Here is an 18,802-nt window from a genome sequence, read left to right as displayed (position 1 = left end):
ATGGCCTGGGGCGTGGCCCGGTCAGCTGTGAAACATGCGCCACGACAGCGTGACGGCGTAGGGCGTGGGCGTCCATATCCCAAATCGGATGCCTGCATGCCGCAACATATCCCCCACCCAGACGTTGCAGGTATTGAACAGGTGAAACCGCCCCCGCGCGGGAAAGAACCGGTCCCACTCCGAAAACCCGGGATGATCCATGGGCTGCGTCGCCGCCCCGCTTGCAAAACTGTCGGTAAGGCCCGCGATCAGGGCCCGGTATTGCGCGTCCGTCAGATGCAGCGCAGGCCAGTCCGCCGGCACGGTCCCGGCCAGGTCCACCCGCATCACGCCCCTGTCGCCCGTGATCGCCCGCCAGATGCTGCGGGGCGCAAGGTCCAGATAGGTGCCGGTGCTGGTATAGAAGTCGCGCGCCCCCCATCCCACCACCAGCCAGTCCGCACCGGGGTGATCCAGCGCGATGCCTTTGGCCGCAAGCCAGCCCAGATCGCGACGCGCGTCCGCGATGGGCAACAGGATGTCATAATGGATCGGCCCGTGGATCAGTCGGACAGTGTGGGTCTTTGGCCCTGTGGGCGGTGCGGTGCGTCCGGGCCAAAGCCCGCCAAGTGCCGCCGCCAGGGCATACAGCAGCACGATCCCAGCAAGTCCCGCACCCAGGCGGCGGAGCATTCGGATCAGGCCGCGCCTGCCGTGTCCTCGTATACATATTTGCAGTCACAATACGGGCATTCGACCCAGCCGGTATCTTCGGGGATCTGCAGCCAGACGCGCGGATGCCCCAGCGCGCCTTCGCCCCCGTCACACGCCACGCGGTGGGTGTGGACCGTCTTGGTTTCGGGTGCGTCGATGGGCATGGGGGCAATCCTTGGCTGGGGCGCGTGCGGGAGCGTTTATGCGCCAAGGCGGCAAGCCAGACAAGGGGTTACCCGTCCCGGTCCACGCGCGCCTGGTAACAGTTGTTGCGGGCAGAGCGCACATGCAGGTAGGCCACGTCCGGGTTGGCAAAGATGGCCGCCACCCGTGCCCCGATCTCGGGCGTCGGGGTGACGGCACCGGTGCCATAGACGATGCGGTCATCGGCCGAATACCCTTTGATCAGGTAGTCGGGCGAGGTGGTCAGGATGTCGGGTAAATCGGACCCGCCGCCGCGTGGGCAATCGTCGGCACACAGAAAGATCGGCCCGACCTCGGCATAGGGGTGGCGGCCTTCGAACGGTTTATGGGCCAGCACCAGCATCTCGGCGCCGGCGGGCACGTCGCGCAGGCAGTGGCGGCACGGGTTGCCGGCCCCGTCCGAGATGTGCCGTTCGGGCGGGTTGCCAAATGCATCCGGTGCACCGGCGCGGTAGGCTTTGACGATGTCTGTTGGCAGGGCGGTGAATCTTGGCATTGTGGCCTCCTTTTTTTCCATTTTGACCTGCCTGGGTGGCGCCGGGCGATCCGATTCCTGCGCCTTTGTTTCTTCCGACTGAAAATACGATGGGGGAGCGCCGCAGGCGCGGGGGCAAAGCCCCATCTCGACACTTCAAATGAGAACAAAAATAGAACATAATGGCGCCCTGCTGCCACCGAATCTGCTGTTTCATGTTTTGCGAGCTGTCGATCACGTCGAATTTCACCTTCCTCACCGGGGCGTCCCACCCCGAGGAGTACATCAACCGTGCCGCCCTGCTGGGGATGGAGGCGATTGCCGTTGCCGATGACAATACGGTGGCGGGGATCGTGCGGGCGCATACCCAGGCCAAGGTGATTGCGCGCAACGTCAAGGAACGGCGCGAGTTCGATAAAATCCACGGCCTGATTGGCCCGCCCAAGCCCGACCATGTACCGAATCCACCGCGGGCGTCGGTCGATATTGTCCCGCGCCTGATCCCGGCAGCGCGTCTGCTTTTCACGGATGCCCCGCCGATCACGGTGCTGCCCGTGGACCGGCAGGGCTGGCGCAGCCTGTGCCGGATCATCTCGAAGGGTCGTCTTGATGCCGAAAAAGGCGAATGCCATCTCCAACTGAAGGACCTCGAAGAGTTTGCAGATGGTCTCCATCTACTTCTTTGGCCACACGCGCAGGGGGGGCAGGGCGGCGCGTGCGATTGGGTGCAAACGGCGTGCCGGTTGACGCGCCGCTTTGCCGGGAACATGCATGTGCTGCTGCCCCCCCGCTATGACGGGCGCGACACGGTGCGCTTTGACCGGATTGCGGATCAGGCGCGGGGGTTGGGCGTGCCGACCCTTGCCTCTGCCGCGCCGCGCATGCACCACGGATCACGCCGCAAGCTGGCCGATGTGGTCACGGCCATCCGCCTCAAATGCCGTGTCGATGCGTTGGGCCGCGCGGCGCTCAGCAACGGTGAAGGACGCCTGCGCAGCGCTGCGGATATGTTGCGTCTTTTTGCCGGGCACGAAGAGGCCGTGCACAGGACGGGGGAGCTTGCCGCGCGTCTGGACTTCTCGCTTGATCAACTCCGCTATGAATACCCGTCCGAGATCACTGAGGATGAGACCCCCAGCCAGCGGCTCGAACGGCTGGCCTATGAGGGTCTGAAATGGCGCTACCCGGCGGGCGCCCCCGAAAAGGCGCAGACCCTTCTGCGCCACGAACTCGCCCTGATCGCCAAGCTGAAATACGAGCCCTACTTCCTGACCGTCCGCGATATTGTCCACTTTGCCCGCTCGCGCGGCATCCTGTGTCAGGGGCGCGGGTCGGCGGCCAATTCGGTGGTCTGTTACTGCATGGGCATCACCAGCGTGTCACCCGAGATGGGCACGATGGTCTTTGAACGCTTCGTGTCCGAGGCCCGGGACGAGCCACCCGACATTGACGTCGATTTCGAACATGAGCGGCGCGAGGAGGTGATCCAGCACATCTATGAACGCTATGGCCGCCACCGCGCGGGCCTGTGCGCGACGGTCGTGCATTACCGGGGCAAGCGCGCCATCCGCGAGGTGGGCCGCGCCATGGGCCTGACCGAGGACACGATCAGCGCACTTTCTTCCCAGCTCTGGGGCTTCTTTTCCACCAAGGGGTTGGAGGCGGAGCGCATGGCCGAGATCGGCCTCGATTTCCGCGACCGCCGCCTGCAGCAGACCATCGAACTGGTCTACGAGATCAACGGCTTTCCCCGGCATCTGTCCCAGCATGTGGGCGGTTTCATCATCACCGAAGGGCGGTTGGATGAACTGGTGCCCATCGAAAACGCCACGATGGAAGACCGCACCGTCATCTGTTGGGATAAGGACGACATCGACAGCCTTGGCATCCTGAAGGTCGATGTGCTCAGCCTTGGTATGCTGACCTGTATCCGCAAGGCCTTTGACCTGCTCAGGATGCACCACCAGCAGGATTATACCCTTGCCACCCTGCCGCCCGAGGACCCGCGCGTCTACGACATGCTGTGTGCGGCAGACAGCGTGGGTGTGTTCCAGGTCGAAAGCCGGGCGCAGATGAACTTTCTGCCTCGCATGCGCCCCCGCAACTTCTACGACCTGGTGATTGAGGTGGCGATCATCCGACCGGGCCCCATTCAGGGCGACATGGTGCATCCCTATATTCGCCGCCGCAACGGAGAGGAGGAGGTGTCTTTCCCCTCGGACGAACTTGGCGCGGTGCTGGGCAAGACGCTGGGCGTGCCGCTGTTTCAGGAACAGGCCATGCAGATCGCCATCGTGGGGGCGGGCTTTACCCCCGATCAGGCCGACCGGCTGCGCAGGTCGCTGGCGACGTTCAAGAAGCATGGCAGCGTCAGTGAATTCCGCGCCCTGTTCCTGCATGGCATGCGCAAGAACGGCTATGACGACGATTTTGCCGAGCGCTGTTTTTCCCAGATCGAGGGTTTTGGCAGCTACGGCTTTCCCGAAAGCCACGCAGCCAGCTTTGCGCTGCTGGTTTATGCCTCAAGCTGGCTCAAATGCCACCATCCGGGCATCTTTGCCTGTGCGCTGCTGAATGCGCAGCCCATGGGGTTCTATGCGCCCGCCCAGATCGTGCGCGATGCGCGCGAACACGGGGTCGAGGTGCGCCCCATCTGTGTGAATGCGAGTTTCTGGGACAACGCGATGGAACCTGACGGGCGCGGGGGCCTCGCCCTGCGGCTTGGGTTCCGGCAGATCAAGGGATTGTCCGAGGAGGACGCAAGCTGGCTGACGGCGGCGCGCGGCAACGGGTATCAATCCGTGCAGGATATCTGGCGGCGGGCCGGTCTGTCACCGCCGGTGATCGTGCGGCTGGCCGAGGCGGACGCCTTTGCATCCGCAGGACTTACCCGGCGCGAGGCGCTATGGGAGGCCAAGGCCATTGCCCCGGGTCCGGTCCTGCCCCTCTTTGCCAACGATCTGGATGGCGAGGTGGTGGACGAGCCCATGGCATTGTTGCCCGAGATGAGTTTGGGTGAGCAGGTGGTCGAGGATTACGTATCGACCCGCCTGACCCTGCGCGCGCATCCCGTGGGCCTGTTGCGCCATATCCTGACCCCGGGCGCGGCCCCGGTCGAAGTGTTGTCCACCACGCAACAGGCCCCGGACCTGTCGAAGATCAGTTTCACGCGGGGGACCCCGGATTGAGAGGAACAGCATGACCACACTTGCCAGTTACAAGGCCACATCGGGCACGTTCATCCCGGTCTGGACCCTGGAAATACAGACCTTGCACGAAGATACCGACCGCATTCTGGATGCGGTGATGCAGGTGCACCCATTGGGCTATGGCCGGTATCAGCGCAATGCCAGCATCTCGGCCGTGGGACGCGAAACGGCCCGGCCCGAGGCCGGATCGACCACCACAACCCATGTGGACGGATTTCAGGCCGGCGAGACCGAAACCTATCCCATGGTGGAATTGAAGATTTCCATCGAACGGGATGCGGTCGTGCTGGAGAAGGTCATGGATGCGATTCTGGAAGTGCACCACTACGAGGAACCGGTGATTTTCCTCCGCGAGGATTGGGTCAGCCGGGCGGCCTATGATCCCAACAGCGACAATCCGCATCGCTGGTGGAATAACGGCAAGGGCCTGCCGGATCGCATCACGTGATCAGTCCGGCGGATCAAACCGGGTTTGCAGTGTAAAGGCGTTGGTCGAGGGACCATCGGCCCGCAGCATCTGCAACCGCTGCCATCCGTCCTCCAACGTCACGCGGGTGCCACGTTCGGTCCACCACATGACCATGGTTGCGCCGGTCGACCGGTCCACCCAATCACGGAGCGTTTTCATCCCGTTGCGGTGCAGGGCTTCACGATAGGCAAACCGGTGCAGGGCGTGCACGTCGCGCCACCCGGCCATGGTCAGGATGTGGAAATTGTCTTCGGTCCTTGTGGTGCGCAATTCCAGAAGGTCGGTCATGTCGCCATACCGGCCGTCCGGCAGACGCGCCCCGTGATTGTGCCAGAACATGCCGTCATCCGCCTTGGCCGCCGCGAACACCTTGGGCAATTCACCAAAGAAGAACTGGGCATTGGGGTGGCCCGCGCTGAAGGCGCCGACAGGGCGCACGACATTCAGGTGTACCAGCATGTAGTCGCGCATCTCACGGCCCTCCGCCCGGGGTCGGACCGTACCGCGCGCGCCAACCTATGCAAGCCTTCTTTCCAAGCGCCGGGCGGCGCGGTAGAACGCAGGCACCCCACCGGAAGGACCCCCCAAGATGGCACCACCCAAACCCGTTGTTCTGTGCATCATGGATGGCTGGGGCCTGCGTGACGACAGGACCGGCAACGCGCCCAGGCTGGCCCGCACGCCCACGATCGACCGGATCATGGACACGTGCAGCCATGCGACCCTGGTCACCCATGGTCCCGATGTGGGACTGCCGCGCGGGCAGATGGGCAATTCCGAGGTCGGTCATACCAACATCGGCGCGGGCCGTGTGGTGGCGATGGATCTGGGTCAGATCGATTTGGCCATCGAGGACGGCAGCTTCTTTCGCAACCCGCGCCTGACCGACTGGATCAACGGTATCAAGGAAGCAGAGGGCCGCGCCCATCTGATGGGTGTATTGTCGGATGGTGGCGTGCACGGGCATATCAGCCACCTGATCGCCGCCGCCAAGGCCTGTACCGATGCGGGGCTGTCCGTTGTGATCCACGCCATCACCGATGGCCGTGACGTCGCGCCAAAATCGGCCCTCTCCTATCTGGAGCAATTGACCGAAGCCTTGCCTGCGGGGGCGCGCGTCGTGACCGTCACGGGCCGCTATTTCGCGATGGACCGCGACAACCGCTGGGACCGGGTCGAGACCGCCTTTGCCGCCATGGTGCGGGCCGATGGACGGGTGGTCGAAAGTGCGCAGGCCGCCATCGAGGCCGCCTATGACGACGACAAGACGGACGAGTTCATCCCGGCGGCCGTCATGGATGGCTACAAGGGCGCCAGGGACGGCGACGGGTTGTTTTGCCTGAACTTCCGGGCTGACCGCGCGCGCGAGATCATGGCGGCGCTGGGCGATCCGGGCTTTGACGCTTTTGATCCTGCGGGCCGCCCCGACTGGTTCGGCTTGATGGGCATGGCGGACTATTCCGAAGACCACGCGGCCTATATGACCACCGTCTATCCCAAGCCCGAGATCGTGAACACGCTGGGGGCGTGGGTCGCCAAGGCAGGCTTGCGCCAGTTCCGTCTGGCCGAGACCGAGAAATACCCGCACGTGACCTTTTTCCTGAATGGCGGAGAGGAACGACCAGAAACGGGCGAGGACCGCGCGATGCCCAAGTCGCCCGCGGTCGCCACCTATGACCTGCAACCCGAGATGTCGTCGGTCGAGGTGACGGACAAATTTATCGCCGCCATCGAAGAGGGGTATGACCTGATCGTGGTGAACTATGCCAATCCGGATATGGTAGGCCATACCGGCGATCTGGATGCCGCCATTGCCGCGTGCGAGGCCGTGGACACGGGGCTGGGCCGCGTTCTGCCTGCATTGGACCAGGCGGGCGGGGCCATGATCCTCACGGCGGATCACGGCAATTGCGAAACCATGATCGACCCTGATACCGGTGCGCCACATACGGCGCATACGACAAACCTTGTCCCCGTGGCCCTGATCGGCGCCGAGGGGCAGTTGAAGTCGGGGCGGCTTGCCGACTTGGCACCCACGCTGCTGCACCTGATGGGCCTTGAACAGCCCGTCGAGATGACAGGCGAAAATCTGATCGAATGAGGACAGGCGTCGCGCTTTTTCTGGCCCTTTTTGCCCTGCCGCTTTGGGCGCAGGAGGATGCGGGTGCGCTGGCACGTGAAGCAGGCGCGCAACTGGAGGCCGCATCGGTCCGGTTGACTGACGCGGGCAGCGCCCGCGACCGGGTACGGGCCTTGACCGATACGGTCCAAGCCTACGAGGCCGGGCTGTCCGCGATGCGGGCCGGGTTGCGCCGTGCGGCGATCCGCGAGGCGCAGCTGCGCGGCCAATTGCAGGCGCGCGATGCCGAGATTGCCCAACTGGTCGCCGTGTTGCAGACCCTGTCCCCGGACGAGACCCCGACCGCATTCCTGCATCCGCAGGGGCCAAACGGAACGGCGCGCGCCGGGATGCTCTTGGCCGAATTGACACCGGCCCTGAACCAACGCGCCGCGCAGCTGCGCCAGGACCTGAGCGATGTCGAAAGCCTGCGACTGCTGCAAGAACAGGCCGCGGCACAATTGCAGACCGGTCTGGCCGAAGTGCAGACAGCCCGGTCCGCCCTGAACCAGGCGATGGCCGAACGGACGGATCTGCCCCAACGCTTTACCGAAGATCCGGTGCGCACCGCGATCCTGATCGCCTCTGCCGAGACATTGGATGCGTTCTCGAGCGGGCTGGCCAGCATTGCGGAAGGGGACGCCGGGTGGTCGGCGCCACCCATAGATGACCTGATCGGTGAGTTTCCGATGCCCGCCCGGGGCCTCATTCTGCGCCAGGCCGGTGAACCGGATGCCGCCGGGATCACGCGCCCCGGCATCCTGCTGGCAACGCGCCCCGGCACGTTGGTGACCTCGCCCACGGCGGCGACGCTGCGCTATGTCGGTCCGCTTCTGGACTTTGGCGCCGTGACCATCCTTGAACCACGCCCCGGCACGCTGATCATTCTGGCGGGCATGGCCGTCAGCTATGGTAAAACCGGTCAGATTATCGCCGCTGGCACCCCATTGGGCCTGATGGGTGGCCTGCCTGCGCCAAATGCCGCTTCAACAGGTGGTGAAGGGGGTGGCGCTGAGCGTTCGGAAACGCTCTATATAGAGGTAAGAGAGAATAACGTGCCAATGGACCCGCTTGAGTGGTTCAGCACCGAACAGGATGGATAAGCTGTAATGAAGAAATTCGTGATGGCCGCCTTGGGCGGAACGGTGGCGGGTGTGATCGCCACCACGCAGGTCGCCGGGCCGCTTCTGGCACAGGAAAAGGCGGCAAATGCCAGCGTCTATGAACAGCTTGACCTGTTCGGGGACATCTTTGAACGCATCCGCGGCCAATACGTCGAAGAGGTCGAGCCCAAGGAACTGATCGAGGCCGCCATCGACGGCATGCTGACCTCGCTTGATCCGCACTCAAGCTACTTGTCGCCCGACGATGCGGCCGCGATGCAGGTGCAGACCCGTGGCGAATTCGGCGGTCTTGGCATCGAGGTCACGCAAGAAGAAGGGTTCATCAAGGTGGTGTCGCCCATCGACAGCACGCCGGCAGCCGAGGCGGGCATCGAAGCGGGTGATTTCATCACCCATGTCGATGGCGAATCGATGCTGGGCCTGACCCTGGACGAAGCGGTCGAACGGATGCGCGGACCGGTCGGGTCCGAGATCATCGTCACCGTGGTCCGCGAGGGCGAAACCGAACCCTTTGATGTGTCCATCATCCGCGACACCATCGAATTGCAGGCTGTCCGCAGCCGCACCCAAGGCGAAACCGTTGTCCTGCGTGTGACCACCTTCAACGACAAGACCACCCCGAACCTCATGTCCAAGCTGGAAGAAGAGGTCGAAACACTGGGCGGTATGGAGAACGTCAACGGCTTTGTTCTGGACCTGCGCAACAACCCCGGTGGTCTGTTGACGCAGGCCATTCGCGTGTCGGATGCCTTCCTCGAAGAGGGCGAGATCGTATCGACCCGGGGCCGTGATCCGGCCGATGGTGACCGGTTCAATGCGACACCGGGTGACCTGGCCCAGGGCAAGCCCATTGTCGTGCTGATCAATGGCGGGTCGGCATCGGCCTCGGAAATTGTGGCGGGCGCGCTGCAGGATCACCGTCGCGCCATCGTCGTGGGCACCAAGAGCTTTGGCAAGGGATCGGTTCAGACGGTCATGCCGCTGCGGGGTGAAGGCGCGATGCGTTTGACCACGGCGCGGTACTACACCCCGTCTGGTCGGTCGATCCAGGCGCTGGGCGTTAGCCCCGACATCGTCGTGGAACAACCCCGCCGCCGTCCTGCCGAAGAGGAAGAAGAGGGCGCAGCAAGCGCCATCGGCCCTCGGTCCGAAGGTGACTTGCGCGGCAGCCTCGACAACGATTCGTTGACCGAGGACCAGATCCAGCAAATTGAAGCGGACCGTGCCAAGGCCGAAGCCGCCGCGGAGTTGCGGGAAGAGGATTATCAGCTGGCCTATGCCATCGATATTCTGAAGGGCCTGAACGCATTGGGTCCGACCGAGTAGATCGCGCGAGATACGAGATTGGGAAGGGCGGTGCCGCTGGCGCCGCCCTTTGTCATTCAAAGGGTGATTTCATGCGGGGTCAGTTTTGACCAATCAAATGTCACACCCGTGCCGGGCACGTTCGGGGCAACGGCAAGGTGATCTTCGATCACCAATGGCCGCGTTGTGTAGCGGTCGATGGGAAAACTATGCACTTCCAGCCAACCGCCGTGGGCTTGGGATGACACCAGCGACACGTGCAGTTCCTGCATCCCGTGGCTGCACACCGGTACGCCCGCATCAGCGGCCAGTTTCGCGACGTCCAGCCAGCCGGTGATCCCAAGGCAATTCGAGGCGTCAGGCTGGATGAAGTCCACATGGGGCAGGGCGCGGCGGAACTCGTGCATGGTGTGCAGGTTTTCGCCTTGGGCCACTGGCATGCCTGTGGCGTTGCGGATGGCTGCGAAGTCTTCGAACAGGTCCGGCTCGATCGGTTCCTCGAACCAGGTAATGTTCTGATCCTTCACCGCGTGGGCCAGGCTGATCGCCTGGGCCGTAGTCATGGAATAGTTGGCATCGATCATGAATGTGATGTCGGGGCCGATCAGGGCCCGCACCGCCTTGATCCGTTCGACATCTTCGGCTTCGGTCGGCTGGCCGATTTTGATCTTCACCGCGTTGTGCCCGCGCGCCAGATAGGCGCGGACGCTGTCCAGCAGCTTGGGCAGGTCGAAGCCAAGGTCGATGCCGCCCGCATAGGCTTTGCACCGGTCAGAGGCCCCGCCCGCCGCCTTCACGAGCGATTGGCCCGCCCCTTTCAGCCGTGCGTCCCAAAGCGCGATATCAACTGCCGAGATGGCAAACGACAGGATGCCGCCGCGCCCCACATAGTGCAGGTGTGCGTCCATGCCGTGGGCAAGCCGTTCCACATCGCCCGCATCCTGCCCGATCAGGAACGGGGCAAGGTCATGCGTGATCATCGCCGCTGTCGCATGCCCGCCGCGTCCGCCATTGTAGGTATAGCCGGTGCCCGTACGCCCGTCGTCCAGCGTGACAGTGGTCGTAATCAGGTGAAAATGACTGTGATCGCCATGCTTGGCATCGACGAGGATTTCGTCCAGCGGCACGGCGAACAGGCGGGCGGTGACGTCCGTGATCTTAGCCATTGAGGTGCTTGGTCTCTGGAACCGGTGTGATCACCAGCCCGTTGTCCAGGTGGCTGATCAGGTTGTCCACGACCAGCGCACCCATGGCGGCCCGTGTTTCATGCGTGGCGCTGCCCACATGGGGCAGAAGGACCACGTTGGACATGGTTTTGAGCGCGTCGGGAATTTTCGGTTCCTCCTCGAACACATCCAGGGCGGCATAGCCCAGCTTGCCTGATTGCAGGGCCTCGACCATCGCCGCCTCGTCAATCACCGACCCGCGCGACACGTTGATCAGGGTGCCGTCAGGGCCAAGCGCCTCGATCACGTCCTTGTTGACGATGTGGTGGGTCGAAGGGCCGCCGGGGGTGATGCAGATGACCACCTCGACCGCCTGTGCCATGTCCACGAGGTTGGCGTGGTAGGTGTAGGGCACGTCCTTTTCACTGCGGGTGTGATAGTGGATGTCGGCATCGAAGGCCTTGAGCTTGTCCGCGATGGCCTGTCCGATGCGGCCCAGCCCGAGGATGCCCACACGCCGGTTGTCGGCGCTGCGTGACAGCGGCGCGTTGCCTTGCGTTTCCCAATTGCCGGAGCGGGCGTGCGCCTCGTCCGCCAGCAAGTTGCGGAAGCTGGCGAGCATCAGCATGATTGTGGTGCTGGCGACCTCGGCATTCAGCACGTCGGGGGTGTGGGTCACGATGATACCGCGTTCCACACAAGCATCCGTATCGATGGCGTCATAGCCCACGCCGTAGCTGGCCGCCATCTGCACGTTGGGGCATTTGGCCAGCACATCGGCGGGCACGCCGTCATGGCCGTTGGTGACAATGTGGGTGATGGCATCGGCCGGGTAATCACCGGTCGTCTGATGGATGGTGAAGCGCTCTGACAGACGGTCGCGCATGGTGTCGGTGATCCCACCGATTTGCAGAAGATCAGGCATCCTGTTTCACCTCTTGTCGCTGCGTGCCAAGGCCCGCGATTTCCAGTTCCATCACGTCGCCCACCTTGAGGTAGGTCTTGGGGTTCATCCCGTCGCCCACGCCGGGGGGCGTGCCGGTACTGATCACGTCACCAGGGTGCAGCGTAAACAGATGCGACAGGTGTTCGATGATTTCGGCCACGGAAAAGATCATGGTGGAGGTGTTCCCGGTCTGCATCCGCTTGCCGTTGACCGACAGCGACATGTCGAGTGCCTGGGGGTCTTCGACCTCATCCCGGGTCACAAGATACGGTCCTGTAGGTCCATAGGTGTCGCAGGATTTCCCCTTGGTCCATTGGCCCGTCAGGTTCTGCTGGAACTCGCGTTCGGACACGTCGTTGACGATGCAATAGCCCGCCACGTAGTCGAGCGCGTCGTCCCTGGAGACGTATTTGCAGGTCTTGCCGATCACCGCGCCCAATTCGACTTCCCAATCCGTACGCTTCGATCCACGCGGCATAACGACGTCGTCATTGGGGCCGACGATGGCCGAGTTCGCCTTGAAGAACAGGATCGGGTGTTCGGGGATCGGCAGACCCTGTTCGGCGGCGTGGTCCGAGTAGTTGAGGCCGATGCACAGAAACTTGCCGATGTTGCCGACGCAGGGGCCGATGCGCGGGGTGCCGTCGACTGCAGGCAGGGTGGCCGGGTCGATGGCGCGCAGCGTATCAAGTGTCGCATCGTCCAGAGTGCCGCTGTGGATGTCGTCAATGTGGCCGCTGAGGTCGCGGAGCATGTCGCCGTCCATGAGGCCGGGCTTTTCGTGACCAGTGTCACCGTATCTTACAAGTTTCATCTGGGGCCTCTTAGTGGTTGTCGCGCGGCATGTGCTTGCGCGAGATGTCCTGGTACTTGGTGGCGCCGCGCAAGGTCATGCCTTCGTCAAAGCGGCCGACATAGTCGCGGAACATCTCCTGCCATGGGCTTTGGCTTTCGGGGACGGGATAGCCGCCCGCGGCCATGATCGCCTCGGCACGGGCCTTGAGCACGGTGTCGTCGACCAGCATGTCGGCGGTGCATTTTCTCAGATCAATACGCACGCGGTCGCCGTTTTCCAGCAGAGCCAGACCGCCGCCATCTGCCGCCTCGGGCGAGGCGTTGAGGATCGAGGGCGAGCCGGAGGTGCCGGATTGACGTCCGTCGCCGACGCAGGGCAACGCCTGAATGCCTTTTTTCAGCAGGTAGGACGGCGCACGCATGTTCACGACCTCTGCACCGCCGGGATAGCCCTTGGGACCTGCGCCGCGCATGAAGAGAATGCAGTGTTCGTCGATTCCTTCGGCCTCGTCATCAATGCGGTGGTGGAAGTCCTCGGGTCCATCAAACACCACGGCCCGCCCTTCGAACGCTTCTGGGTCGTCGGGGTTGGACAGGTAGCGGTTGCGGAATTCCTCGGAAATGACGCTCGTCTTCATCAGCGCGCTGTCGAACAGGTTGCCCTTGAGGTTGATGAACCCGGCCTCGGCCTTGAGCGGGTCGGACACCGGTTTGATCACTTCGGTGTTTTCGCTGCGCAGATGGGCACAGTTTTCCCGCATCGTCTTGCCGTTGGCGGTGATGACATCGGGGTGGGGCAGCAGGTCGGCCGCGATCAATTCGCCGATGACCGCAGGGACGCCGCCCGCGTGCTGGTAATCTTCGCCCAGATATTCGCCTGCGGGCTGGAGGTTCACCAGAAGCGGAACGTGGTGGCCGTGTTGCTGCCAATCGTCGTTGTTCAATGGCACATCGAGGTGCTTTGCAATGCCGTTTAGGTGGATTGGCGCGTTGGTGGACCCGCCGATGGCCGAGTTGATGACGATGGTGTTCTCGAATGCCGCGCGCGTCATGATGTCGGACGGGCGCAGGTCCTCCCACACCATGTCCACGATACGGCGGCCTGTTTCATAGCTGATCTGGCTGCGCTCGCGGTAGGGGGCGGGAATGGCGGCCGAACCGGGCAGTTGCATGCCCAACGCTTCGGCCAGCGAATTCATCGTGGTCGCGGTGCCCATCGTGTTGCAATAGCCGACCGAGGGGGCGGAGGACGCGACAAGTTCCATGAACCCTTCGTCGTCAATCTCGCCCCGCGCCATCATCTCGCGTGCTTGCCACACGATCGAGCCTGAACCGGTGCGTTGCCCCCGGAACCAACCGTTCAGCATGGGGCCAACGGACAAGGCAATGGCGGGAATATTGACCGTCGCGGCAGCCATCAGAAGCGCCGGCGTGGTCTTGTCGCAGCCGATGTTCAATACGACACCGTCCAGCGGATAGCCAAATAGCGTCTCGACCAGAGACAGGTAGGCAAGGTTCCGGTCCAGCATCGCCGTGGGGCGCTTGCCGGTTTCCTGAATGGGGTGCACCGGCACTTCGATGCACGTGCCGCCCGCCGCGATGATGCCGTCGCGCACCCGCTTTGTCAGCTCAAGGTGGTGGCGGTTGCAGGGTGACAGGTCGCTGCCCGTTTGCGCAATGCCGATAATCGGCTTGCCCGATTGCAGTTCGTCCCGCGTCAACCCGTAGTTCAGGTAACGTTCCAGATACAGCGCGGTCATTTCCGGGTTGTCCGGGTTCATGAACCATTTGCGGGATCGCAGATCCTCTGTTCCGATTTTCTTCTTGGTCATTGTCCTGACCAGCCTCCATCAATGATGTGGGTGTGTCCTGTGGTGAATGCGCTTTCGTCGCTGGCAAGGTAGACGACAAGCGCTGCTATTTCCTCGGCTTTTGCGACCCGGCCCATGGGCTGGCGGGCAACGAATTGCTCCATGGCCTTGTCATAGCTGCCAAGCTGTTCGCCCAGGGCCTTGACCCGGTCGTGCCAGCTGGGGCTTTCCACCGTGCCGGGGCAGATGCAATTGCAGCGGATGCCCTGCGTGATGTAGTCGACGGCGACGGATTTGGTGAGGCCGACAACGGCGGCCTTGGTCGTGCCATAGATAAAGCGGTTGGGCGCGCCGATGATGGAGCCCAAGGCCGATGACATGTTGATGATGCTGCCCCCGCCACGTTCCAGCATCCCGGGAAGCGCCGCGCGGATGGTGCGATACATGGACCGCACGTTCAGGTCGAATGCGAAGTCCCATTCGTCATCCGTACTATCCAGTATGGTGCCGTGGTGCACAAACCCTGCGCAGTTGAACAGGATATCGGGCGTGGCGCGCATGACCCCATCGGCAATGCTGTCACTGTCACGGGCATCTAGTGGAAAGGCCTCGATATTGGCGTGGTCCAGCGTGCCCAGGGCATCCGCGTTCACATCGGTTGCAAAAACCTGCGCCCCCTCTGCTGCCATGGCAAGCGCGCTGGCACGCCCAATGCCTTGTCCCGCAGCGGTCACAAGTGCGCGCTTTCCGTCAAGACGGCCCATGGACTTCCCCCCGTATCGGATCAGGTGTTGCGCAGACGGCAGGTCTGCGTTTTGCTGTTAGCGTAGGACAAGGTGCGGGCGTTGACCAGACGTCACGATAATTTCGAGAGGAAAGTCATGGCGTTCGAAAAGGTGGCCCTTTTGGGCACGGGTTTGATGGGGTTTCCGATGGCGCGGAACCTCGCGCGGGCCGGGGTGGCGGTGACCGTCTGGAACCGGACCCAGGCCAAGGCGGATCCTCTTGCCGATGAGGGTGCGGCGGTGGCGGCCAGCACAAATGCGGCGGTCACCGGCGCCGACATCATCATCACGATGATGAGCGATGGCCCAACGGTCCTGTCCGTAATCGATGAGGTGCTGCCGTCCCTGACATCCGGCGCGCTGTGGATCGACATGTCGTCCACCAAACCCGCCGAGGCGCGTGCGGCACGCGATGCCTTGTCCGGCGCGGGGATCGGGTTTCTGGACGCGCCGGTGTCGGGCGGCACCAAGGGCGCCGAGGCGGCGTCACTTGCGATCATGGCAGGCGGAGATGCGGCTGATTTTGAACGGGCAACCCCGGTTCTGAAACGGATGGGTCGTCCGGTGCATGTGGGTCCGACCGGGGCGGGGCAACTGTCGAAACTGTGCAATCAGGCCATCGTCGCTGTGACCATCGGCGCAGTGGCAGAAGCAATGCTGCTGGCCGAAGAGGGCGGCGCCGACCCTGCCGCCTTGCGCGCGGCCCTCAAGGGCGGCTTTGCCGACAGCACGATTCTGCAACAACATGGCGAACGGATGACAACCGGCAATTTCGTTCCGGGTGGCCTGTCGAAATTCCAGCTCAAGGATCTGGACAATGTGCTGCACGAGGCGGCGGCAGCGGGCGTCACCTTGCCCATGGTAAGGGACGTGCGCGACCGGTTTGCCCATTTCGTGGATCGCATGGACGGGGCGGACAAGGATCATTCGGGCCTCTATCTTGAACTCAAGGCGCGGCAGGGGGACGGCACATGAAACGTATCCTCATCCTGGGCGGCGGCGGCATGGTTGGTCAAAAGCTGACCCGCCGGCTCGAGACGCACGGGCTGCCCGGCTTTGGCGATTTCCGCGTGACGCTGCATGATCTGGGCTACGCTCCGGACGCTGCGGGCGATGACAAGCGCGTTGGTGACCTGTCGGTTCTGGCCGAGGGCGCAGCGCTGGCGGCTGAGCGGTTTGACCTGATCTTCTATCTTGCCTCCATCGTGTCGGGTGAGGCCGAGACGAATTTTGACTTGGGCTGGCAGACCAACCTGACGCCCCTGTGGTCCTTTCTTGAGGCGTTGCGCGCCCAGCACCGGGCGACCGGGGGCGAATATGTACCGCGTGTCGTGTTCACGTCGTCCATTGCAGTCTTTGGCGGCCCTTATCCCGACAGGATCGGTGACGAATTCCTGACCTCGCCCCAGACCAGCTATGGCGCGCAGAAGGCGGCGTGCGAATTGATGATCCAGGATTATTCCCGCAAGGGGTTCATTGACGGGATGGCGCTGCGTCTGCCCACGATCTGCGTGCGGCCGGGCAAGGCGAACCTGGCGGCGTCGTCCTTCTTCTCGGGCATCATCCGCGAGCCGTTGAACGGGCAAGAGGCGGTCCTGCCGGTGGACGACGCGGTGCGGCACTGGCATGCCTCGCCGCGGTCTGCGGCGGGTTTTCTGGCCCACGCCGCAGTGCTGAACACCGACGAACTGAACGGACGGCGGTCCCTGAACCTGCCGGGGCTCAGCTGCACCGTGGCCGAGCAGATCGAGGCGCTGCGCGAGGTGGCGGGCAACAATGTCGTGGCGCTGATCAAGCCGCAGCGGGATGAGGCGGTGGCCAAGATTGTCGAGGGCTGGCCGCGGAATTTTGCCCCAGAGCGGGCACTGGCGCTGGGGTTCGAGGCGGAACAGAGTTTTCGCGAGATTATCGACGTTTATGTTGAGGAAGAGTTGGAGGGGCGTTAAGCCGCGTTTTCACCAAACGGGCCATGCTTTGACCACATTGCTTTGCGATTTGTGCTCTTGGGTGGAAAAGGGAGCGCACGTATTTGCAGGCTATCAAATTTGCCGCAATCAGCTTGGCGCTGATAGCAGCCATTCTGCTTTTGTATGTGGTCGGTATGGGCGGGTACATCCTGGTCCTCTCCGCCGTTTCGTCCCATCAAGCGGCAACTGCAAACGATGCTGCCAGGCTCGAACTGTACTCGGATCCGGGTGCGGTCCAGCTGTATGTCGACAACCGGCAGCAGTGTCACGGTGCAGAGTTCGAATATTATTGGATTTGCGGGCTGGTGATCGCCCGGCCGGTAACAGAGCGCTATGGCAAGTGTTCGTCGCCCGAGCATCCGATTTACTCTGGGACGCTGGGGCAGGATGCATTGGGCCACCGAATGGATCGCGACACGTTTTGGCACGGGCTTGAAGCTGCCGGGCACCAGATCATGCCGGGTAATGTAGCTTGGTTTGACGATGAACTGGCCGGTGTTGAGGCGCCTTTGCCACCCGTTCCTGTCTTCGAAACGACGCAAAGGCAGAGCCAGATGGTCTGGGCGCGCCAAGGTGATGTGACGGCATTGTTCATCAAGGGTGGTCGGTTCTCGCGAGTGCCGGAGCGATTATTTGAACTGGAAACGCTGGACGAAATGAATGCGTCTTTGCCCAGGGTCATTTTTCGCCACCCTGTTTATCCGATCCTTGTTGATACGTATGCGTCAGAACCCGATGGCAGTGATTGGCCGCTGATTGCCGCGTCTGTCAGCGCTGAGTTGGAAGCCTCTGTTCGGTCGTTTGACCCAGGCGCGCAATGCGGCGCACCACCTGACAACGTGCAGTTTCGCTTTCGCGGGACGTTGCCTGATGAAGAGATCAGGATTGTACGCAATTGGCAGAACCAACGGCGGGTCACGCCGGGCAACTGAGCGATCAGGCCGGCTCTGTCGCCGCTTCGCTCAACAAATGCCGGGCAAGGTGATCGTGGATTTTCTGCCGTGTCAGCGCCTCGTCCCCGGACATCGCAGCGTCCAGGATATGCTGGTGCTGCTGGATGTTGTTCGAGATGAAGTCGAAGCGCCGATCCTCGACCATCAATTGCTGACGGAACCGGCAGTAGACCTGAAAATGCGTGTCGATCAGCGTTTGCGACCCGCAGGCCGAGATCAGGGTTTCATGAAACTGTGCTTCTGCGTTGAACCACAATTCGACAAAGGGCGACCGGTCCGTGGCGGTGTTCAGACGCATCTCAAGATGGCTCAGCTGGTGGTGGGCGGCGGTCAGCCGCGCCTCCCACGCGACGCCACCGCGGCGGATCGACATGGCGGTACCTTCGGCCTCGAGCAGCACGCGCAAGTGCGTCAGTTCGTGAATCGCCTCGCGTGACTTTTGCGGCACGCGGAACCCGCGCTGTTCCTGGAACTCGACCAGTCCCAGCGTCGACAGGCGAAACAGCACCTCGCGAATCGTACTGGCAGAGCAGCCGAACTCCTGCCGCAAATGCTCTGCCCGAACCTTCTGACCATGCTCAAAAGCGTTTGTCATCAGGCGATAGCGCAGTGTTTCAAAGATGTCGGTGTCGTAGGGCATTGCAGTTTTCTGGCACACGAAGTCTGCACATCGATAAATCACGAAATCTCGAAATTCCATATAAATCTCAAAAATCGCCTTAATTTCATTTTTCTGTTGTCCCGCGAGGGCAACTGCGCATAGCCTCAGGTCACGACACAC

General features: G+C 62.8%; 18 protein-coding genes. 8 read left to right on the top strand and 10 right to left on the bottom strand.

What is annotated here, in order from left to right; all coding sequences use genetic code 11:
* Positions 1–21: 21 nt before the first annotated feature.
* From Q0844_RS17110 to Q0844_RS17100, 3 genes are all read right to left on the bottom strand, one after another.
* Positions 22–672, bottom strand: coding sequence for a TIGR02117 family protein (locus tag Q0844_RS17110; protein WP_299047355.1), 651 nt, complete (start codon positions 670–672; stop codon positions 22–24).
* A gap of 5 nt (positions 673–677) precedes the next feature.
* Positions 678–857, bottom strand: coding sequence for a zinc-finger domain-containing protein (locus Q0844_RS17105; protein ID WP_299047354.1), 180 nt, complete (start codon positions 855–857; stop codon positions 678–680).
* Between the two features lie 68 nt (positions 858–925).
* A complete protein-coding gene (locus Q0844_RS17100; protein WP_299047353.1) occupies positions 926–1,393 on the bottom strand; it encodes a DUF1203 domain-containing protein in 468 nt (155 codons plus the stop codon).
* Between the two features lie 194 nt (positions 1,394–1,587).
* Here Q0844_RS17100 and Q0844_RS17095 point away from each other — a divergent pair, with 194 nt between their 5' ends.
* Positions 1,588–4,560, top strand: coding sequence for an error-prone DNA polymerase (locus Q0844_RS17095; RefSeq protein ID WP_299047351.1), 2,973 nt, complete (start codon positions 1,588–1,590; stop codon positions 4,558–4,560).
* 10 nt (positions 4,561–4,570) lie between these two features.
* Positions 4,571–5,029 (top strand): hypothetical protein, encoded by a 459-nt coding sequence (locus tag Q0844_RS17090; RefSeq protein WP_299047349.1) that lies wholly within the window; start codon positions 4,571–4,573, stop codon positions 5,027–5,029.
* Here Q0844_RS17090 and Q0844_RS17085 read toward each other — a convergent pair whose 3' ends face one another.
* Entirely contained in the window at positions 5,030–5,521 is a 492-nt protein-coding gene (locus Q0844_RS17085) for a DUF3291 domain-containing protein (RefSeq protein ID WP_299047348.1), read from the bottom strand. It abuts the gene before it with no gap.
* 118 nt (positions 5,522–5,639) lie between these two features.
* On the opposite strand from Q0844_RS17085, the gene gpmI reads away from it, so the two are divergent.
* Genes gpmI through Q0844_RS17070 form a run of 3 tightly spaced genes read left to right on the top strand, consistent with a single transcriptional unit; the run spans position 5,640 to position 9,619 of the window.
* Positions 5,640–7,151 carry a 2,3-bisphosphoglycerate-independent phosphoglycerate mutase gene (gene gpmI / locus Q0844_RS17080; protein WP_299047346.1) on the top strand — a complete coding sequence of 504 codons (1,512 nt, stop codon included), beginning with the start codon at positions 5,640–5,642 and terminating at the stop codon, positions 7,149–7,151.
* A complete protein-coding gene (locus Q0844_RS17075) occupies positions 7,148–8,272 on the top strand; it encodes a peptidoglycan DD-metalloendopeptidase family protein (protein WP_299047344.1) in 1,125 nt (374 codons plus the stop codon). Before gpmI ends, Q0844_RS17075 begins: the two co-directional genes overlap by 4 nt.
* A gap of 6 nt (positions 8,273–8,278) precedes the next feature.
* Complete coding sequence (locus Q0844_RS17070) at positions 8,279–9,619, top strand: S41 family peptidase (RefSeq protein ID WP_299047341.1); 1,341 nt, start codon at positions 8,279–8,281, stop codon at positions 9,617–9,619.
* 56 nt (positions 9,620–9,675) lie between these two features.
* Here the strand turns inward: Q0844_RS17070 and Q0844_RS17065 are convergent, their stop codons facing one another.
* Genes Q0844_RS17065 through Q0844_RS17045 form a run of 5 tightly spaced genes read right to left on the bottom strand, consistent with a single transcriptional unit; the run spans position 9,676 to position 15,080 of the window.
* Positions 9,676–10,764, bottom strand: coding sequence for a mandelate racemase/muconate lactonizing enzyme family protein (locus Q0844_RS17065; RefSeq protein WP_299047337.1), 1,089 nt, complete (start codon positions 10,762–10,764; stop codon positions 9,676–9,678).
* Positions 10,757–11,689, bottom strand: a complete 933-nt coding sequence (locus Q0844_RS17060) for a 2-hydroxyacid dehydrogenase (RefSeq protein ID WP_299047334.1) — start codon at positions 11,687–11,689, stop codon at positions 10,757–10,759. The genes Q0844_RS17065 and Q0844_RS17060 overlap by 8 nt, the downstream gene beginning before the upstream one ends.
* Positions 11,682–12,524, bottom strand: coding sequence for a fumarylacetoacetate hydrolase family protein (locus tag Q0844_RS17055; protein ID WP_299047332.1), 843 nt, complete (start codon positions 12,522–12,524; stop codon positions 11,682–11,684). The genes Q0844_RS17060 and Q0844_RS17055 overlap by 8 nt, the downstream gene beginning before the upstream one ends.
* Before the next feature lie 10 nt (positions 12,525–12,534).
* On the bottom strand, positions 12,535–14,337 hold the full coding sequence (locus Q0844_RS17050) for an IlvD/Edd family dehydratase (protein ID WP_299047329.1): 1,803 nt from the start codon (positions 14,335–14,337) through the stop codon (positions 12,535–12,537).
* On the bottom strand, positions 14,334–15,080 hold the full coding sequence (locus Q0844_RS17045) for an SDR family oxidoreductase (protein WP_299047326.1): 747 nt from the start codon (positions 15,078–15,080) through the stop codon (positions 14,334–14,336). The genes Q0844_RS17050 and Q0844_RS17045 overlap by 4 nt, the downstream gene beginning before the upstream one ends.
* Before the next feature lie 117 nt (positions 15,081–15,197).
* On the opposite strand from Q0844_RS17045, the gene Q0844_RS17040 reads away from it, so the two are divergent.
* The 3 genes from Q0844_RS17040 (at position 15,198) to Q0844_RS17030 (ending at position 18,000) form a co-directional block, all read left to right on the top strand.
* Positions 15,198–16,076 carry an NAD(P)-dependent oxidoreductase gene (locus Q0844_RS17040; RefSeq protein WP_299047324.1) on the top strand — a complete coding sequence of 293 codons (879 nt, stop codon included), beginning with the start codon at positions 15,198–15,200 and terminating at the stop codon, positions 16,074–16,076.
* Positions 16,073–17,047: a D-erythronate dehydrogenase gene (denD, locus tag Q0844_RS17035; RefSeq protein ID WP_299047321.1), complete on the top strand. Its 975-nt coding sequence runs from the start codon at positions 16,073–16,075 to the stop codon at positions 17,045–17,047. The genes Q0844_RS17040 and denD overlap by 4 nt, the downstream gene beginning before the upstream one ends.
* Before the next feature lie 83 nt (positions 17,048–17,130).
* On the top strand, positions 17,131–18,000 hold the full coding sequence (locus tag Q0844_RS17030; RefSeq protein WP_299047319.1) for a hypothetical protein: 870 nt from the start codon (positions 17,131–17,133) through the stop codon (positions 17,998–18,000).
* 4 nt (positions 18,001–18,004) lie between these two features.
* Here Q0844_RS17030 and Q0844_RS17025 read toward each other — a convergent pair whose 3' ends face one another.
* The gene (locus tag Q0844_RS17025) at positions 18,005–18,661 is read right to left on the bottom strand and encodes a GntR family transcriptional regulator (RefSeq protein WP_299047317.1); all 657 of its coding nucleotides are present in this window, start codon (positions 18,659–18,661) and stop codon (positions 18,005–18,007) included.
* Between the last annotated feature and the right edge of the window lie 141 nt (positions 18,662–18,802).

The organism is uncultured Tateyamaria sp. (assembly GCF_947503465.1).
GTDB lineage: Bacteria > Pseudomonadota > Alphaproteobacteria > Rhodobacterales > Rhodobacteraceae > Tateyamaria.
The sequence above is the reverse complement of the archived record's forward strand: the minus strand, read 5'-3'. Positions and strand labels throughout refer to the sequence as shown.

Excerpts from the sequence above, each read along its gene's own strand:
- Q0844_RS17110 (WP_299047355.1), bottom strand. The coding sequence starts at position 672 with ATGCTCCGCCGCCTGGGTGCGGGACTTGCTGGGATCGTGCTGCTGTAT.
- Q0844_RS17105 (WP_299047354.1), bottom strand. The coding sequence starts at position 857 with ATGCCCATCGACGCACCCGAAACCAAGACGGTCCACACCCACCGCGTG.
- Q0844_RS17100 (WP_299047353.1), bottom strand. The coding sequence starts at position 1,393 with ATGCCAAGATTCACCGCCCTGCCAACAGACATCGTCAAAGCCTACCGC.
- Q0844_RS17095 (WP_299047351.1), top strand. The coding sequence starts at position 1,588 with ATGTTTTGCGAGCTGTCGATCACGTCGAATTTCACCTTCCTCACCGGG.
- Q0844_RS17090 (WP_299047349.1), top strand. The coding sequence starts at position 4,571 with ATGACCACACTTGCCAGTTACAAGGCCACATCGGGCACGTTCATCCCG.
- Q0844_RS17085 (WP_299047348.1), bottom strand. The coding sequence starts at position 5,521 with ATGCGCGACTACATGCTGGTACACCTGAATGTCGTGCGCCCTGTCGGC.
- gpmI (WP_299047346.1), top strand. The coding sequence starts at position 5,640 with ATGGCACCACCCAAACCCGTTGTTCTGTGCATCATGGATGGCTGGGGC.
- Q0844_RS17075 (WP_299047344.1), top strand. The coding sequence starts at position 7,148 with ATGAGGACAGGCGTCGCGCTTTTTCTGGCCCTTTTTGCCCTGCCGCTT.
- Q0844_RS17070 (WP_299047341.1), top strand. The coding sequence starts at position 8,279 with ATGAAGAAATTCGTGATGGCCGCCTTGGGCGGAACGGTGGCGGGTGTG.
- Q0844_RS17065 (WP_299047337.1), bottom strand. The coding sequence starts at position 10,764 with ATGGCTAAGATCACGGACGTCACCGCCCGCCTGTTCGCCGTGCCGCTG.
- Q0844_RS17060 (WP_299047334.1), bottom strand. The coding sequence starts at position 11,689 with ATGCCTGATCTTCTGCAAATCGGTGGGATCACCGACACCATGCGCGAC.
- Q0844_RS17055 (WP_299047332.1), bottom strand. The coding sequence starts at position 12,524 with ATGAAACTTGTAAGATACGGTGACACTGGTCACGAAAAGCCCGGCCTC.
- Q0844_RS17050 (WP_299047329.1), bottom strand. The coding sequence starts at position 14,337 with ATGACCAAGAAGAAAATCGGAACAGAGGATCTGCGATCCCGCAAATGG.
- Q0844_RS17045 (WP_299047326.1), bottom strand. The coding sequence starts at position 15,080 with ATGGGCCGTCTTGACGGAAAGCGCGCACTTGTGACCGCTGCGGGACAA.
- Q0844_RS17040 (WP_299047324.1), top strand. The coding sequence starts at position 15,198 with ATGGCGTTCGAAAAGGTGGCCCTTTTGGGCACGGGTTTGATGGGGTTT.
- denD (WP_299047321.1), top strand. The coding sequence starts at position 16,073 with ATGAAACGTATCCTCATCCTGGGCGGCGGCGGCATGGTTGGTCAAAAG.
- Q0844_RS17025 (WP_299047317.1), bottom strand. The coding sequence starts at position 18,661 with ATGCCCTACGACACCGACATCTTTGAAACACTGCGCTATCGCCTGATG.